The 18,696-nt window shown below is 42.4% G+C and carries 13 protein-coding genes; 12 read left to right on the top strand and 1 reads right to left on the bottom strand.

What is annotated here, in order from left to right:
• Nucleotides 1-64: 64 nt before the first annotated feature.
• The 6 genes from A37S_RS23955 to A37S_RS23935 all read left to right on the top strand — a co-directional run bounded on the left by A37S_RS23955 (nucleotide 65) and on the right by A37S_RS23935 (nucleotide 8,004).
• Nucleotides 65-1,252, top strand: coding sequence for a FecR family protein (locus A37S_RS23955; protein WP_051292840.1), 1,188 nt, complete (start codon nucleotides 65-67; stop codon nucleotides 1,250-1,252).
• Nucleotides 1,253-1,468: 216 nt separating this feature from the next.
• Nucleotides 1,469-3,778, top strand: coding sequence for a SusC/RagA family TonB-linked outer membrane protein (locus tag A37S_RS23950; RefSeq protein WP_051292838.1), 2,310 nt, complete (start codon nucleotides 1,469-1,471; stop codon nucleotides 3,776-3,778).
• Nucleotides 3,779-3,980: 202 nt separating this feature from the next.
• Nucleotides 3,981-4,994, top strand: a complete 1,014-nt coding sequence (locus A37S_RS0107910; protein ID WP_166670819.1) for an IS110 family RNA-guided transposase — start codon at nucleotides 3,981-3,983, stop codon at nucleotides 4,992-4,994.
• 13 nt (nucleotides 4,995-5,007) lie between these two features.
• Entirely contained in the window at nucleotides 5,008-5,979 is a 972-nt protein-coding gene (locus A37S_RS23945) for a RagB/SusD family nutrient uptake outer membrane protein (RefSeq protein WP_084163802.1), read from the top strand.
• A 13-nt stretch (nucleotides 5,980-5,992) separates the two neighbouring features.
• Nucleotides 5,993-7,183, top strand: coding sequence for a glycoside hydrolase family 99-like domain-containing protein (locus A37S_RS23940; RefSeq protein WP_051292834.1), 1,191 nt, complete (start codon nucleotides 5,993-5,995; stop codon nucleotides 7,181-7,183).
• Between the two features lie 170 nt (nucleotides 7,184-7,353).
• Nucleotides 7,354-8,004: an RNA polymerase sigma factor gene (locus tag A37S_RS23935; protein WP_084163801.1), complete on the top strand. Its 651-nt coding sequence runs from the start codon at nucleotides 7,354-7,356 to the stop codon at nucleotides 8,002-8,004.
• Nucleotides 8,005-8,093: 89 nt separating this feature from the next.
• On the opposite strand, the gene A37S_RS0107890 is transcribed toward A37S_RS23935, so the two are convergent.
• Nucleotides 8,094-9,434, bottom strand: a complete 1,341-nt coding sequence (locus A37S_RS0107890) for a sugar porter family MFS transporter (RefSeq protein WP_036601737.1) — start codon at nucleotides 9,432-9,434, stop codon at nucleotides 8,094-8,096.
• Between the two features lie 394 nt (nucleotides 9,435-9,828).
• Between A37S_RS0107890 and A37S_RS0107880 the strand changes: the two genes are divergently transcribed.
• From A37S_RS0107880 to A37S_RS0107860, 6 genes are all read left to right on the top strand, one after another.
• A complete protein-coding gene (locus A37S_RS0107880; protein ID WP_028296524.1) occupies nucleotides 9,829-10,407 on the top strand; it encodes an RNA polymerase sigma-70 factor in 579 nt (192 codons plus the stop codon).
• A 182-nt stretch (nucleotides 10,408-10,589) separates the two neighbouring features.
• The gene (locus A37S_RS23930) at nucleotides 10,590-11,762 is read left to right on the top strand and encodes a FecR family protein (RefSeq protein WP_084163800.1); all 1,173 of its coding nucleotides are present in this window, start codon (nucleotides 10,590-10,592) and stop codon (nucleotides 11,760-11,762) included.
• Between the two features lie 196 nt (nucleotides 11,763-11,958).
• Entirely contained in the window at nucleotides 11,959-13,545 is a 1,587-nt protein-coding gene (locus A37S_RS23925) for a SusC/RagA family TonB-linked outer membrane protein (protein WP_169719460.1), read from the top strand.
• Nucleotides 13,546-13,684: 139 nt separating this feature from the next.
• Complete coding sequence (locus A37S_RS23920) at nucleotides 13,685-15,526, top strand: SusC/RagA family TonB-linked outer membrane protein (RefSeq protein ID WP_051292826.1); 1,842 nt, start codon at nucleotides 13,685-13,687, stop codon at nucleotides 15,524-15,526.
• Nucleotides 15,527-15,543: 17 nt separating this feature from the next.
• Nucleotides 15,544-17,022, top strand: coding sequence for a RagB/SusD family nutrient uptake outer membrane protein (locus A37S_RS0107865; RefSeq protein WP_028296523.1), 1,479 nt, complete (start codon nucleotides 15,544-15,546; stop codon nucleotides 17,020-17,022).
• On the top strand, nucleotides 17,009-18,682 hold the full coding sequence (locus A37S_RS0107860) for an FAD-dependent oxidoreductase (RefSeq protein ID WP_051292824.1): 1,674 nt from the start codon (nucleotides 17,009-17,011) through the stop codon (nucleotides 18,680-18,682). Before A37S_RS0107865 ends, A37S_RS0107860 begins: the two co-directional genes overlap by 14 nt.
• The last annotated feature ends 14 nt before the right edge of the window (nucleotides 18,683-18,696 follow it).

Below are 18,696 nucleotides of genomic sequence, written 5' to 3'. Positions count from 1 at the left end.
ACAAAGGAATGATTTAACTGTCTTAATTTTAAGAACGTTGATGAGATATTAGGCAAAAAGGGCGATGCATTACAAAAAAGCACAAGAATTACTTGACAAGTATAAAAAAGGAGAATGTACTAAGGATGAAATTGCCTTGCTCGAAAGTTGGATTGATTCCTATTTGAATCAAAAAGATAACGAACTATATCACGATATAGACGTACAATCTATAATGCAAGATGCTAAAAAAGAGCTGAAACTGAACGTAAAGAGGAAGAGTCATGCTGTGCATAAGATTTGGTACGGCCTTGCCGCAGTTATTTTGTTGGTATTGGTAATAGGCTCGCTGTTCTCGATAATTGTAAGACAGGATGACAAAATAGCTATGAGTGATGTGCTGGATGTCGAGCCGGGAGGTAATACGGCAGAGCTTATTCTGGCTGACGGAAGTATAATCTCATTAGATAGTTTAGCGAAAGGTGCTGTGATTAAACAAGGTACTTCAACAATAGAGAAAAAAACAAGTGGACAATTATATTACGCTGTAAGCAACGATAAGTTAAAAGAAAACAATGTTGAACAAAACCTTAAAAATGAAATCAGAACGCCCAAAGGAGGGCAATATCAGGTAACGCTACCAGACGGAACGTTGGTATGGTTGAACGCAGGGTCGTCCATAAAATTTTCTTCCTATTTTTCTGGGAAAGAAGCTAGGTCTGTGGAATTGAGGGGAGAGGCTTATTTTGACGTGAAAAAACACAGGCATATGGGAACACCTGTCCCTTTTATTGTGAATACGCCCTATCAAAATATAGAGGTTCTTGGTACGGAATTTAATGTAAATGCTTATGATGAAGAGGCTTTTGTTCATACCACATTGATTGAGGGAAAGGTGAAAGTCTCTCGTCCCGAAGCGGGTATTGCTAAGGAACTGAAACCAGGGCAACAGGCTGTTTTACATAAAACATCACCAGCGGAGAAAGAGATGTTTAACGTTTCGTCTGCCAACCTACATCAAGTGACAGCTTGGAAAAACGGAATGTTCGTTTTTGATAATTTAAGCCTTCCCATCTTAATGAGACAAATAGGAAGGTGGTATGACGTGGAGATAGATACAAAAGGCCTGCCAAACGATGAGTTCAGCGGTGAGATGTCAAGAGACGTTAAATTGTCGCAGTTATTGGAAATGATAGAAATAGCCGGTAATATCAAGTTCAAATTAGTGGAAGAGAAAAATAGAAAAGAAAGGAGGTTGATAAGGATAGACTGACACAGATCATATAAGAAGACTTACATAAAAGAAAACCGAAGTGCTACGAACACTTCGGAAACATTAGGTCTTAAAAAATACCAATTAAATAGCCAATATTATCTAATAACCTAATTATACAAATATATGAAAGTATTTTTTCCAATAGGAAAAAGTAGGGTGTATTGTCTGCCTTATTTTTCTTGGAATAAACCTATACAGCGATTTTTCCTAACCATGAATCTGACAACTATTTTGGTCTGTATATTTTTCATACAGATGTACGCTGCGGCCCTTTCTCAAGAAATATCTATATCCATGAGGGACGGGCACCTTGAGGATGTTATCCAACAATTGCGTAAGCAAACCAATTACTCTTTTTTCTACAAGGCAGATTATATGAAACAAGCAAAGCCCATAACAGTCGATTTAAGGAATGTACCTATAAAGGAGGCCTTGCCCATTATATTTTCGGGACAACCATTTAAGTATGTGTTAAAGGATAAAGCTATTATCATTCAGTATCAGCACCAGCTGAATAAGGACGTGATGGCTAAGCCAATGATACAGGATATAGTGTTTGGTGTGGTAAAAGATTTGGAGGGTCCCCTCCCAGGTGTTTCAGTCTTGGTTGAAGGAACTTCAAGAGGCACTTCTACTGATACCGAGGGAAAGTATAGCATAGCGGCAAATAATGGCGATACTTTGATTTTCAGAAATATAGGGTATAAAGAACTTCGAATTCGAATTACGCAATCGACTATGGATATCCAAATGGAAAAAGTCAATGCAGGGTTGGACGAAGTAGTGGTAGTAGGCTATGGAACGCAGAAAAAGGCTTCTGTAACTGGTTCCGTAGCTATGGTAAACAGTGATGAGCTTACTAAAACTCCCATAGCTCAAGTTTCAAATATGTTAGCCGGTCGTGTACCTGGTCTCGTCGCTGTTCAAAGTTCGGGCTTACCTGGTGGTGATGCTTCTTCATTGAATATCAGAGGATTTGGTGCCCCGCTGATCTTGATTGACAATGTGGAAGGGAATATGAATGCCTTGGACCAAAACGAAATCGAGAGCATTACCTTTTTAAAGGATGCTTCGGCAGCTGTATATGGATCGAGGGCTGGAAATGGCGTCATCTTGGTTACTACAAAGCGAGGCAGCGAAACTGCTCCTACTATTATGTTCAATCAAGGAGCAACTTTTCAGTCTGTAACAAATATGTTGAAACCAGCGAGCTCTGGTCAGAATGCGGAATTAATTCGCGAAGAGCATTTGCAGTCTGGTAAACCGGAAGAAACCGCTCGTTTTACCCAAGAGGAAGTGGAATTATTTTACGCTGGAACTAATCCAGATTATGCAAATACAAATTGGTTGAAAGAAGTAGCTCGTAAATATGCTCCTCAGCAGCAATATAACCTGTCGGTGAAAGGCGGCAGTGGAAAAGTGAATTATTATGGATTCTTGGGTTTCTTGGATCAAGAATCTATGTTTAAACATAATGGAGGTGAATATAAGCGATATAATATACGTTCCAATGTAGATGCGAATATTTCTAACGGACTGAAACTGCAGATCGATTTAGCCTCTATCATTAGTGACCGTGATTTTCCTTGGAGAAGCGATGAACGTGAAAGCTCTGTGTGGCAGGATTTTTGGAATACTGAGCCCTATTATCCATCAAGTTTGCCCGATCCCACCAAGATTCCATATGCAAATGGCAGTGGTACGGGAGGCGTACACGTCACGTCAAACAGTGAAATCTCAGGTTACCGCAAAACGAATACGCAGTACTTGACTGGCAATGTGTCCCTTCAATATCAGGTGCCATATGTCAAAGGACTTTCCCTAAAAGCGTTGGGCAATTATCGGCAGGACTATACTTTCCAAAAGGTATTCGAAAGATTGGTTGATACTTGGACTTATAATCACGAGAGTGACATTTATACTCTTGCAGGATCGGGTAATAGCCCCAAACTGACACATAGGGATAATAGGAGTCGTGTGTTGACGGGGCAATTTTACGTAAATTTTGATCGCGAAATAGCGGTCGATCACCACCTTTCAGCTATGGCTTTATATGAAGTTATAGATTATTATTCAGACAATATATTGGCAGGAAGGGAAAATTACCTTACATCCACAGTAGATTACCTGTTTGCGGGCGGTGTGGCCGTTCAGCGGGCAGACGGAAGCGCCGCTGAAATGGGAAGAGCCAGTTACGTTGGCAGGCTGAATTATAGCTTCTTGGGAAAGTATTTGCTAGAAAGTACAATACGGATTGACGAATCTGCAAAGTTTAATAAAGATTCCAGAAGGGGTATTTTCCCGAGTATCTCTGCTGGTTGGCGACTCAGTGAAGAAGAATTTATCAAAACGGGGTTGCCATTTGTAAACGATTTGAAATTGAGACTGAGTTATAGTCAGACGGGGAACGATGCAGCAGTAGGGAATTTTCCGTATCTGTCTGGGTACAATTTTGGTACGGGCTATGTCTTTGGCAATGCGGTAAAACAGAGTATTATCGTTAGTTTGAACTCTGAAGGATAAATACAAGAAATGAGAATAGATCGTGAAATATATCTTTGGATAAAAAGCTCCATCTGCTGCCCTAACTTTAAAATAATAATAGGTAGAACCTAAGTTTCATATTAAGGACAGCAGATCTATTGAGTCAAAGCCAGAGAGTATTTAGGGAAGAACCCATTATCACGATGTTAGCCACTCAATGCGGAGCATAAATAAAATATTTATGCAAGTATATGGAATAGATTTATCAAAAGAAAAGTTTGACGTAAACTTCTTTGATACAGACGGTAAAGAAAAAAACAGGACAGTGAAAAACAGATTGGACTCCATATCGAAATTTCTATCGAAAGTACCCGAGGGTTCTGTGCTATGTGCGGAGAATACCGGTAGCTATGGAGATCTGTTAGTCTTTCTGTGTAACCGGTGCGGAGTCTCGATAGCACTTGTTCCGGGCTATACGGTAAAACATAGCCTGGGTATCCTTAAAGGCAAGTCAGACCCAATAGATGCCTCGCGGTTACGGGAATACGGGGAGAGATTCTTTGACAAGCTATCTTTCAAAACGTATCAGAGCGAAAGCGGCTCTGAATTACGTCAACTTTATTCGCTTCGTTCACAGTTGGTTAAATCCCGTAAAAAATTAAGGACAGGTGAGCATGCCCGGGAGCAGATGCCCATGCAGAGCATCAAGGTGAACCTCATCCTAAAAGCTTCCCTCAACGCCCTTGACCAGCAGATAGAAGCCGTAGATGAAGAAATGGAACTGATCATAAAGAATGATAGGGAACTGGCCGGGAATTATGGGCTGGCGGTTTCGGTAAAGGGCGTAGGACCGGTCATAGCTACTGATCTGATTATCAAGACGGGCAACTTCAAGACAATCGGAACGGCCAGAAAAGCGGCTTCATACGCCGGCGTATGTCCCTTCCCCAATGCTTCGGGAAATATGGTCGGCAAGCCCAGGACAAGCCCATTTGCAGATAAAGAACTTAAATCCCTGCTGTACATGGGCGCAAAATCCGCAGTGAAGCATAATAAGGAATACAGGTTATATTATCAGAAAAAGCAACAGGAGGGTAAACCTCATTACCTGATCATGAACAATGTTATGAATAAATTATTAAGAACGGTCTACAGTGTAGTAAACAGCAAAAAACCTTATGATAAGGATTATGTATGCCTAGACCCAAGAGAAATTAACAAAAATGTAAACGGCTCCGAAAAAATAGTGGCCTAGAAACTTGTAATTTATTAGAGTATATGAAAACAAAACTCAGAATTTCCGTGGCCTTTTTCTGGAAAAAGATAATAGTGAGGTCATTTTTGCCGAAAAATATACGGGAATCACTGGAAAAGGGCATTCCTGGGATATGTGGGAGAATCCATTTAGTTATAACGTATGGGCTGGGGGACAGCAATCAACGGTTTATCTCGAAATGGTAGAAGCATTTGAAAACATGGATGGTTCCTCACCAAAAATAGACAGGGAGAAAATCAGTGCCGATCATCTTTGGACGTTGGATGAACTATGGGGCAAAAAAGACCCACGTTTCAGGGCATCTATTTATACACATGGAACGCCTTGGCTAGAAGGTATATTGGATTATCACGATGCTATTTTGCTGCCAAACGGTACTTTACAAACCGTGGGAGCTTATAAAGGAGTAAACAGCCGATCAAGAAGTTACGGTAGGCCTACACCCTTTGGTATATTGAAGTATTTGGATGAATCCAAAGGGATTATCCAAGAACGATATTATTCAGATACAGATTATATTATCTTCAGATTGGGCGAGATTTATTTGAATTTGGCGGAGGCATCCTTCGAGTTGGGATTTATGGATGAAGCACTTACGGCAATAAATGCCATAAGAAGTAGGGCCGGCATTCCAATTCTTGATAATATTGATAGGGAGAAAATACGTCATGAAAGGAAAGTGGAATTAGCATTTGAAGGCAATCGGTATTTTGACCTACGCCGATGGAGAACTGCTGTAGACGATTTGACTAGGAGCTTTTCGGGACTGCGCTTCATCATCGACGGGGCCTCACTCACAGAAGGAGAATACGATCCGTCAAATCAGAAATTCAGGTTGTATATTGTAGAAAATGTTGCTGGTATGCACAGTCCATTTTTTGTGGAAAGAAATTATTATTTGCCCATTGGCCAGAGCAGGACGTCTAGCAATCCTAATTTAGTAGAGAATCCAGGTTATCAATAAAATTTTATAATAGATGAAGAAATTAATCGGTATCGGGTTAACGATTATAGGTGTACTCGGATGTTATATAGCGTCGGAAGCACAGACTGCCCCATTGAAAATTCCAAAGGGAAAAGTAGAAGTGGCGGCATACTATTTCCCTAATTGGGGGCCTTTTGATCAATCGGAATGGCCACTGATTCAAAGGGCCTTGCCACGGTTTGAGGGTCATCAACAGCCCAAGACCCCGTTGTGGGGATATGAGAATGAAGAGGATCCAATAGTTATGACTAGGAAAATTAAGGCAGCTGCAGACCATCACATTAATTCATTTATTTTCTGTTGGTATTATTTTGATCCAGCCTCATTGGGAAAGCCTGGCGGGAAATATCTGTATAAGGCTTTGGAGGAGGGTTTTTTGAAAGCCGCCAATCGATCGGATATGAAATTTGCCTTAATGTGGGCCAATCACGACGTAGACGCTATGAAAGGAGCGATTATGCCAGAAACTTTTGAAGAGATGACAGATTATATAATAGCACATTACTTTAAGGAAGATACCTATTGGAAGATCGAGGGATGTCCGTATTTTTCTATCTACGAACCCGAAACATTTATACAATCTTATGGGGATGATGTGAAGAAGGCAGGAGAAGCGTTGCAGAGGTTTCGAGCAAAAGTAAAGGCAGCAGGTTTCCCTGACCTACATCTTAATCTCGTGATATCAGGACTTAGGGGGAGGTCACTAAACGATCTGATAGAATACTTCCCAATGAAAAGCACTGCATCGTATGTGTGGGTTCAACACAATAAGCTACAGGGGTTTCCCACTTCTGATTATAATATAGAAGCAGATCGATATTTTCGAAGTGTGGCATATGGTGGAGGACTGAGTGGCTTAGAAAATCCAGTCAGTAGTTTCCCAGTAAGTTATTATATAAACGTGACCATGGGTTGGGATGCCTCTCCCCGCACCCGGAACTCGGCTGATTGGATGAATAGACAAGAAGGATACCCATTTGGCGCCGTTTTGGTCAACAATACACCATATAACTATAAAAAGGCCTTGATAAAGGCAAAGGAAATAACGCTGAAAAAATCTCCTTTAGACCGAATTATCATGCTCAATGCTTGGAATGAATGGGGAGAAGGAAGTTATTTAGAGCCAGATACAATTCATAAATATGACTATTTAGAGGTGATAAAGGAGGTCTTTGAAAAATAAGAGTATTTGTGGGTACAGTCCTTCATTTTAATATTCATATTGCTTAATATTAGTAAAACTTGAACACGGGAAAAAGACCTGGCGCTAACAGCACAGTACGGGATGGTGATGGCAGTTAAGAAAAAAAAACATATACTTGTATATCCAATTTTATACCTAAAAATGGTTGTATGTCTGATCAAAAGATATTTGATGATCTTAGATTAATCCAATTGCTAAAAGAGAGCAACTACAAAGCATTTGAGGCAATTTACGATCGCTATTGGCCAAAGTTGTTCCGAATGGCCTTTAAATTTTTGAAGGACCAGGATGAAGCAAAAGACATTACGCAAGATGTATTCGTGGCCCTGTGGACCAAAAGCCAGGATATAGTGATTTCTAAATCACTGTCTTCTTACCTGTATGCCATGTTGCGTAACAAGCTGTTAAACAATATTGAAAAATCTAAGGTCAGGAACGAGTACTTGTCATCGTTGGAGGATTATATTAATGCAGGCGAATTATCGACTGAAATGGCCTTGCGTGAGAAAGAACTGAAAAATATCATTGAAAATGGCATCAATAAGCTGCCGCCAAAGATGCGTAAAGTATTTGAGCTTAGCCGTTTTTTTGACTATTCATATAAACAGATTTCAAGTGAATTGAATATATCAGAGAATACCGTAAAAAAACAAATGAATAATGCGTTAAATACATTAAGAACTATAAAAGGCTTTATTTTGTTATGCATTTTGTTTGCCGGTATCCATTTTGCCAATCCTCTTAATCGTTTGTCCCCTATTCTTCGTACTGTGCCGGAAGTTGTTGTTTCAGAAAATTAACCCTCAACGATATCCATTTTACGAAGAATGATATTGCTATCAAACATTCAAAAATTTTGATTTGATTGCAGTGCTAGGCAATTTAAGAGCTAATCCAAACCCAATTCCTTTTCTATCTGCTCCAATGTTTTGCTCTTGGTTTCGGGAATGTATTTCCATACAAAAAAGAAGGACGCCAAGGCAAAAAGACCAAACAGTCCGAATAGAAACTCACTGCCAAGGGACGCAAGAATACTGGGAGAAAACTGGACAATAAGAAAAGAAGAAGTCCAGCTCATGGCAGTAGAAAAAGACATGGCCGTACTTCTTATCCTATTGGGGTATATCTCCGAAATGACTACCCACATGATGGGCGACCAAGTTGCCGCGAAAAATCCAATGAAAATCAAAACGGCTACTAGAATGCTCGTTGGGCTCAAATGGTATAGCATGGCAAAGACCAGGTAAAACAAGGATAGCATAGAGCCAACGGAACCTATGAGCAGCAATAACTTACGTCCCAAGCGATCGACAAATTTCAATGCGATGACAGTGGAAACAGTATTTATCAGCCCTACGAGGATGGATTGGAAAAAAGGATCGGACTGCGAGCCTGTCTCTGCAAAAATAACGGGAGCATAGTTGACCACCGCATTGATACCCATGGCCTGTTGCAAAACGGCCAATACAGTGCCCAGTAAGACGACTTTGCCCGTTTTTTCCTTGAAAATATCTCCAAATTTGACTTTGGTTTTGTTCGAACTATCTGAAAAGGAGTTGACTAGACTGTCAAATTCCTGCTTTGCCAGCTTTTTACCGAGCGTAAATGTTAACACCTTGTGAGCTTGTTCTTCAAGTCCTTGCCCCATCAACCAGCGAGGACTTTTTGGTAAAATGGCAATGGTAAGAAGCAAGAAAACAACACTGAAAATAAAAGGTACTCCCAGCATATAGTGCCATGCGATAGAGGAATCGAGGTATTTCTCGAAGTAATAATTGAACAAATAGGCAACTAGGATACCTATTGTAATGGCAAACTGATTGAAAGATACCAGTGTGCCCCTCTTGTCAGAAGGGGCAATCTCCGAAATATACATGGGCGATACAACCGATACGGCTCCAACGGCCAGCCCCGAGATAAACCTGAACAAGATAATTAACAATATATGATTGGCAAAGAACAGTCCCAAGGAAGACAGTGCCATCATGATGGCACTTATAATGAACACATTTTTTCTACTGATCAAATCGGCTAGTTTTCCCACGAAAAGGGAACCGATTAAGCAGCCTAATATTAAGACACTTACCGTCAGTCCTATGCTGTTATTAGACAACCCAAAGATAGATTGTATGGTATCCACACATCCCGAAATCCCAGCCATATTAAGACCGTACAACAATCCGCCGTTAGTAGCTATAAATGTTATTAAGTAGATGTTTTTATTGTCCATTTTTATGTTAAAATTTGTGGTATTCGTGTGTCTGCGAATATATCAATAAACCTATGTGGCTGATTTTATGATAAAAAGAAGAAATTAAATAATGCAAAATTGAGATGGCTTGCTTATTTAATAGGGTGTAAAGATACGGGTTTTAAATAGATATGGGAGACGTAAGGGCTTGCGATTCTATTGACCACATTTCGGGAGAGTATTTTAATTGGTTACCGAATGCGATCAAAATAGAATGGCTTGTGGCGACGAAAAAAAGATATAGACAATGGATGGTTTTTACTGGGTCATCACAGTGCAGGATGGCATTGATTGTCCAACTTAATAAGTTTGAAAAATAATAGGATGCCTTGGTTCCCGTGAGATATTCTATGAAACACTAACCGATTGTGAAATGCAACAGTATAAAGGTTTGTCTGATGATGAATTGATTGCTTTGGTAAAAAGCAGCGATGATCTGGCCTTTGAAGAAATATACAACAGGTATTGGAAGAGAATGCTCTCGGTCGCCGCAAATAAGGTTGAACGGATAGAAGATGCAGAAGAGATCGTGCAAGATATATTCGTTAGCCTTTGGAACAGACGGGAGGCCATTGAAATCAAGTCTTCGCTCGACCATTATCTCGCAGTTGCCGTTAAGTATAAGGTGATCAAAGCGCTTGACAAGAACAGCAACAAACAGAAATACATAGCTTATCTAGGCAGTAACGGCTATGTGGACGATTCTACGAGGGAATGGTTGGAATTTGAAGAATTAAAAAATCAATTGTCTCTCTGGGTCGGTCAGCTACCTGAAAAATGTAGAATAGTTTATCAACTTAGTCGCGAAGTCGGTTTTTCACAAAAAGAGATAGCGCAGCACCTAAATATAGCCGAAAAGACCGTAGAAGCGCATATCGTCAAGGCCACCAAAGTACTCCGTGCAAAACTAGCGCACATAATGGTGTCCGTCTTCTTGTTTTTTCTTTCCTAAATCATCTTATCTTCTTTACAGACGAAAGTTGGGTCCAATATAGCCCTTAATTCCTTTTAAGATAAGGAAATGTGATGTCGTTGATCCTAGGTCGAGAAAAGAAAATTAAATTTTTTTTGAGGGACCTATAAGGGATTGTCGTTTCTGAAAGGACTTAAGGATATAACCAGAGACCCGACTTTATGATGAAAGATTGGTACAGATATAGAGAATTGGCCAAAAAGTGGCTGAAAGGAACAATCAGCCAAGCTGAAAAAGAAGAGTTCTCAACTTGGTATAATACGGAGCAAGATAAAGACCTGGACATACCTCCTTATATCGCTGGAAGTGAAGAAGAACATAGGGAAAAGCTATTGAATAATATAAGGAATGAAATTGGCCGACGGCAAAAGCCCAAGAAGTTTGTCGCGAGATGGGTCAGCCTTGCCGCATCTGTCATCTTAATTACGGGATTTTCCATCTTCTTCCTGATTCGGACAGATAACCGAAAAAATGATCTCCAGCAGGAAAAAATGCTCAGTTTAGCAAATGACGTCCCTCCCGGCAAGGATCAAGCTATACTTATATTGGGTGATGGGAAAAAGATCGCCTTGGAAACGGCCAATATCGGAGAGTTCGCGCAAAATGATGGTCTCATTATTTCAAAGGGTAGCGATGGGCAAATCACCTATACGGTTTCTGATCAAGCGTTGGAGAAAAGCAACTTGACAAGTAAGCACACTATTATGACGCCCAAGGGAGGACAGTATAAAGTGGTGTTGGTCGATGGAACTACCGTGTGGTTGAATTCCTCTTCTTCCCTCACTTATCCTACAAGATATGATCCAAAGGTGCGTAGGGTGCACCTGAAAGGCGAAGCCTATTTTGATGTTGCCAAACAGGACAATAAGGCTCCCTTTATCGTCAGTACCGATAGACAAGATGTGAAAGTATTGGGTACGCAGTTCAACATTAATGCCTATGACAACGAAGTGGCGGAGACGACAACTTTGGTCGAAGGTCGGGTACAAGTAACAACCAAAGGTCAGGAAAAAGAGCAAATATTGCTTCCTGGCCATCAAAGCAAGGTTGGCATTCGCAACAATGAGGTCTTTCTGCAAATGGCAAAAACAGATGTGGAGGAGTTTACTGCTTGGAAAGACGGTTATTTCTATTTCAATGACCTAGATATTTATGGGGTAATGCGCCAGCTTGCCAGATGGTACGACATAGAAGTTCAGTACGAGCGCATGGACATACCGGACAAATTTGCCGGGAAAATACCGAAAGATTCCAATCTATCTATTGTCTTAGGAGTGCTCAAGACTGCCGGTGTCTCTTTTAATATAGAAGGAAGCGTGTTGAAGATAAATTAATAAACAAAATAGGATAAACTTAAAACAGTATAAACTTCAAAAAGGAGGACAACATTGAGGGATGAATATATTTCATTGACCGTAGGAGGCAATTTTCCATCTTATGGTCTGCGTTTAAACCAATTCAACTTTATGATATAAAACTAAGTAAAACCAAATTATGTATTTAAATCAATTTGTACGCTTAAAATTTTTTTTGAGTCGGACTTTTAATCATTCCATTTTTCATCACAACGGAGATTCCGTTTTCAAAGGAAAATATCTGTCTTTGAACGTCATCGTGATGTTATTTACGCTCACTTTTGCTTTTTGTGATGTATATGCGCGTGCACAGGGGATTTCACTTTCGGAAAACAATGCGACCATCGAAAAAATACTCCATGATATAGAAAAGCAAAGCGGGTATGGCTTTTTTTACAAGAAACAGGACGTCCAGTCCGTTAAGCCCATTTCCATCCATGTCGAAAAATATACCCTAGTGCAGGTCTTGGACGAACTGTTTGGTTCCCTGCCATTGGCGTATGAAATACAGGGCAAGATCATCGCTATAAAAAGAAAGGAAATCAGTTCCATCCCGGCGCAGCAAACGGCGCAAGAGTTGATCACTATCAATGGTGTGGTACATGCCTCATCTGGAGCGCTGGCCGGTGTTTCCGTACTGGTAAAAGGAACCAATAAAGGAACATCGACAGATGGTACTGGTAATTTCTCGATAAAAGTCTTACCCAATTCTTCCCTGGTATTCAAAAGCCTGGGTTACCTTGAAAAGGTGATTCAGCTGGGAACCGAATCAGCCACATTGGACATCTTGATGGAGCCAGGCATGGACAACCTGGAAGAGGTAGTGGTAGTAGGATATGGCACCGTCAAGAAAAGGGATATTACGGGTGCCGTCTCTACGGTAAAAGAAGAAGATATCAAGTCCATGCCCATTGTGGCCTTGGACAGGGCATTGCAGGGTAGGATTGCGGGTGTACAAGTAACGACCAATTCTGCCCGACCAGGAGGCAGCACCTCCGTTCGTATCCGTGGAACAGGATCTATCAATGCTTCGAATGACCCATTGTATGTCATTGATGGATTTCCTACCGGAGACCTGAACTCCATCAATCCGGCAGATATCGAATCTATTGAGATCTTGAAAGATGCCTCTGCAACGGCTATATACGGATCTAGGGGAAGCAATGGCGTAGTGCTTGTTACCACAAAACGGGGTACAAAAGGGCAATCCAATATGAATCTGGAAGCCTATTATGGTATTCAGTCCTTGCGGCACAAAATCCCACTATTGAATGCGCGTGAGTATGCTGAATTTATCAATGAAGCGCGAATAAATGGCGGTGGACAGGCCTATTTCGATGGTTCGTCGGCAGACAGGCCATTGCCGTCGCAACTGGGAGAGGGAACGGATTGGCAAGATGTGGTTTTCCAAAATGCTCCGATACAAAACTATCAGCTCAACTTTAACGGTGGCGATAGTAAGACCCAATATTCGCTTTCCGGGGGATATTATGGGCAACAAGGTATCATTGTTGATTCCGAATTCAAAAGATATGCCATGAGGGCAAACGTGGACCGTGAAGTAAAATCGTGGTTGAAGGTGGGTATATCCATGCAAGGGGCACATACCAATTCAAACAACTCCAGAACCGAGACGGAAGGAGGTGCAAGTGGCGGGGTCACAAATGCCGCATTGAATTTTGCACCTGTTTTCCCGATATACGATGCTAACGGAGTGTATTATCGAGATGTAAGTTCGTTGAACCCAGATTATTCATTATAAGTTAACTCTTTGATTATCTGAATTGTTTATTGTTCGTTTTCTAATGAATGTCATTAGAAAACATATTAGTTAAAGAACTAATTATCAGTTATTTAAATTGAATATTCATATAGAATAATTATGTTTTTTAAGTTGAATTATGTCTAATGAACATTTTGGGTTGAATGGTAATTTAGTGGATAATCCCTTGGGGATTGCAAAGGAAGTGACCGATAACTATAGGACCATCCGCGTGTTGACCAATGCATATGCCGAGGTTAAATTCTGGGACGATCTGGTGTTGAGATCAACCTTTGGCGCCGATTTGTTGAATGCCAAGTCGAATTACTACGCCACCCGTTTGATTGCACTTGGAGCTAATTCCAACGGTACAGCCAGCATATCATCTTCGCAAAATGTCAATTGGCTCAATGAAAACACGCTAACCTATAGGCATCTCTTTGCCGATAAGCACGATCTTACGGCACTTATCGGATATACGGCACAGGCCTATCATAATGAGGATTTTGGTGCCTCGGCATCCAATTTCAACAATGATTTTGCGCTGTTTAATAACCTCGGTACAGGCGCCACGTTGATTCCTCCCACATCGGGAGCCGTAGAATGGTCCCTGATTTCATATCTGGCCAGGGTCAATTACAGTTATGATAGCCGTTACCTGTTGACCTTGACCGCTAGGAGCGACGGCTCCTCCAGATTTGGACCGAACAACAAATACGGATTTTTCCCATCCGGTGCTTTCGCCTGGCGTTTGTCTAACGAGCCGTTCTTTAAAGGCGCAATTTCTTGGATTAACGATGCCAAGTTGCGCGTAAGCTATGGCTTGACAGGCAATCAGGCAATAAGCGACTACGCTTATTTGGCCACCATTGTCAGAAGTACGGCAATACTGGGAGGGGCAAATCCAAGCTTGAGAATTGGTGGTGTACCCAACATTATCAGCAACCTAGACCTCGGTTGGGAAAGTAACAAGCAATTGGATATAGGTGCCGATCTAAGTTTTGCCAACGACAAACTGCGTTTTACGGCAGATTACTACGTGAAAAATACGGCAGACCTTTTGTTTTCCGTAAATGTTCCCCAAACTACGGGCTACAGTTCTTCCCTTAGCAATATTGGAGAAGTGCAAAACAAAGGGGTCGAACTCACCTTGTCCACAAACCTGGGTAATAAGGAATCCCTGCAGTGGAATGCAGATTTTAATATCTCTTTCAACAAAAATAAGGTGTTGAGACTGGACGGAAGACCGGAGTTTTTAACCGGTTCGGGCGTATCGCACCTTCAGGTCTTCAATACCATTTTGATGAAGGTGGGCGAGCCATTGGGCAATTTCTACGGACGTGTGTTCGAGGGCATTTTTCAGACTGAAGAGGAAGTGGCCGCTTCTGCACAGCCAAATGCCAAGCCAGGAGATGTCAAATACAAGGATTTGGATGGCAATGGCGTAATCAATGACAACGACCGAACTATTATAGGCAACGGATACCCAAATTATTTTGCCGGGTTCAACAATACATTTTCCTATAAAGGATTGGAACTTAATTTGTTCCTTCAGGGTAGTTTCGGCAATGATATCCTGAACTATGGCCGGTTTGATCTGTACAACCTGAATGGCAATAACAACCAATCAAAAGATGTGCTCAATAGATGGACTCCGTCAAATCCATCCAACGAGATCCCCAGAGCCAACTCACAGGGGGGACAGCGAATCCTTTCCTCCTTTCATATAGAGGACGGTTCTTATGTACGGCTGAAGAATGTGTCACTGTCCTACAATTTGCCAAGGGCATTTGTGGACAGGATAGGGGGAAGAAACGTCAAGGTCTACATCTCCTCGCAAAACTTGATGACCATCACCAATTACAAGGGCTATGACCCGGAAGTTAGTCGTTTCGGAACGTCATCTATCAGCCAAGGGATGGACTATGGTGGATATCCTGCGGCCAAGACATTCTTATTGGGAGTGAATATTGGGTTATAAATTTAGACATGAAAGAAATGAGAACGGTAATAACAAGATATTTTGCCTATTTATTGGGGGTGATAATGGTCACCTCCTGTGTGCCAAACCTGGATTTGGATCGCTTGGACGCACAATCAGTCAATTCATATTACAAAAATGCGGATGATGCCAATGCTGCCACAATTGCTTTATACGGCCTCATCAGGGATCTCTATCGCGATGAGGTCATCAATGTACCCAACGTAGTAGCCGCGGACGACGGCATCCCTTTTCTCACGGGAAATGCAGACCGCGTGGCCCTGTGGAATTATAACATTACCTCCGTCAATACCTTTATTGGCAGTATATGGGCTAGCTCCTATACAGGCATTCAAAGGTCAAACGTGGTGTTGAATCGGGTTTCGCCAATTGCAATGGACGAGACCCTGAAGAATCAGTTTTTGGGCGAGGCTCGATTTCTGCGCGCACTGCATTATTTTAATCTGGTACGATTTTATGGCGGTGTGCCGATCGAACTGAATGAGGTAACCTCCTTGGAGAACGTAGCTTTGCCCCGTTCCAGTGTAGATGCAGTGTATGACGTGATCATAGCCGATTTGCAGGAAGCTATAAACACGTTGCCTACACAGTACACGGGCACAGATATTGGTAGGGCAACTAAAGGGGCTGCAAGAGGTTTACTGGCCAAAGTGTACCTCACGAGGGCAGGCACGGATGGGGCATCGCCTTATTGGCAAGAGGCTGCCAGTCAGGCCAAGACGCTTATTGATATGGGGATATATGATCTTTGGGATGACTACGCTCAAGTCTTTAGCTTGCAGAATCGCTGCGGCAAAGAATCCTTGTTTGAGGTACTTTATATAACCAATCTTTCTGGCAATAATTTTACTACTGGCTATGCACCGAGAGGAGCACCTATCGTTCCTGGTACCGGAAGTGGCATATTGCGGGTAAGCAAAGACCTGTTTGACAGCTATGGGGACACCGACAGTAGAAAAGCGGTCACTTTTCTGACCTCCTACACCAATCCCTCCAGTGGGGCGCTCGTGCAGCTGTCGGCAGATAATACCGACCCTGCACTGGCCGTGTCCTTTTGGAAACTGGCAGACCTGACATCCACAGTAGGCGGTGCCGGTGGCAAGAGCTTCCCTGTATTGCGCTATTCCGATATATTGTTAATCTATGCCGAAGCGTTAAATGAAGCAAACAATGGTCCCACTGCGGAGGCTTACTGGGCCATCAACCGCGTGCGCAATAGGGCACAATTGACCTCATTGGCTGGCTTAAGCAAACAGCAGTTCAAGGAAGCAGTGTTGTCGGAGAGACGTAAGGAGCTTTGTTTTGAAGGCAATAGGTGGTTCGATTTGGTTAGGACAGGGCAGCTGGTGGAGGCGGTGAAAAATGAAAATAGCTTCTCCAGAAATGCGGCAATCAGCAATATCAACGTTCGTTTTCCTATACCGCAAAGAGAAATGGACATAAATGAATCATTAGTTCAAAATGAAGGTTATTAAAAAAAGCAATGCCATGATCTGGCGCCAACTTATTTTCTTGTTTGTTGCCGTAGGGCTTTTTGGGACTGGCGGTTACGCTGTGCCCAAAAAGTCTTATGATATCGTCATCTACGGAGGCGGTTCTGCTGGTTTCATTGCTGCCATCCAGGCAGCGAAGCTAGGGAAGCAGGTCGCCTTGTTAGAACCATCTCAACACTTGGGGGGGATGAACATAGAGGGGCTTGGCGGTACCGACATAGACAATCATGCCGAGTTTCAAAATAGCTTGGCTGTGGGGGGGCTTGCTCTGGAGTTTTACCGCCGGATAGCGAAGACCTATGGCAGAGCGCATGAATTTGAAGACATGGTTTCCAAAAAAGCCAAACGGTTTGACCTGTGGAGGTTCGAACCACATATTGCGCAACAGGTAATTGATCAATGGGTGGCAGAATATCCGATAGCGGTTTTCTATGGTGCGCGGCTTAAGGAAAAGCGAGGCGTGGAAAAAGCGGGCAATAGAATAAAACGAATACACTTGGACGATGGTCAATCGTTTGTCTCAAAAGTGTTCATAGATGCCAGTATAGAGGGCGATTTGCTTTTCCACGCCGGCGTCAGTACGGCGGTTGGCCGTGAAAGCAATAGCCAATATGGAGAAACCAATAACGGCATCAGGGGAGAAACCACCCATGCACAGTTTGCGGTCAAGGTAGATCCTTACAAAGTGCCAAATGATCCACATAGTGGCCTTATTTCTACCATAGTGGCAGATGAATTGGGAACACCTGGCGACGGGGACAACTATATTCAGGCCTATTGTTTCAGGATGTGCCTCACGAAGGACAAAGAAAACCAAATAGCATTTTCCAAACCTGAAAGTTATGACAGAAATGATTATGAGATCTATTTGAGGTATTTAAGAGCTGGGGGAAAGTTATATGTTCCACAAGTTTCTATCCCCAATGGCAAGACCGATTTGGGAGCTTGGCATGACTTGTCGCATAATCTCTATGGCATGAATAGGGGCTATCCCGAAGGAGGATATGCCTTGAGGGATTCCATTTTACGTTACCATCGGAATTTCACACAAGGTCTGTTTTATTTTCTGGCAAACGATCGGGAAGTGGGGCAGCTGGATGGCGCCTTGCAAAAGGAATGGGCAAGCTGGGGACTGGCCAAGGATGAGTTCTTGGATAACGGCGGCTGGCCGAGGCAGTTTTATGTCAGGGACGGCCGGCGAATGGTGTCAGATTTTGTGATCACAGAACATCATATCCGGCAGCTGGAACCTGCACTATTGCCGCATCCCGTTGCCATGGCCTTTTGGCCGCCCGATCTGCACAGTGTACGGCGAATAGTCAAAGATGGCTATGCATACAACGAAGGTTTCGTCTTTGGTGGCGATTGGTGGCGGCCTTTTGGCATTCCTTATGAGGCCATAGTGCCAAAATCTTCCGAATGCACCAATTTGATTACGGCAAGCTGTCCCTCTTCCAGCCATGTGGCATATGGCGCCATCCGGATAGAATTTACCTTCATGGCATTGGGACAAGCCAGCGCGGTGGCGGCAAGCCTCGCCATAGACGGGAAGAAGCCAGTCCAAGATGTTCCATATGTCCAGCTCCAAAAAATATTGCTGGAAGAAAAGGCGGTGCTGCATCTTCCTGAAACAATAAATTGATGTCATCATAACCA

This window comes from Olivibacter sitiensis DSM 17696, assembly GCF_000427965.1.
GTDB lineage: Bacteria > Bacteroidota > Bacteroidia > Sphingobacteriales > Sphingobacteriaceae > Olivibacter > Olivibacter sitiensis.
Note: the sequence above shows the minus strand (reverse complement) of the source record. Positions and strands in the feature narration are given on the sequence as shown.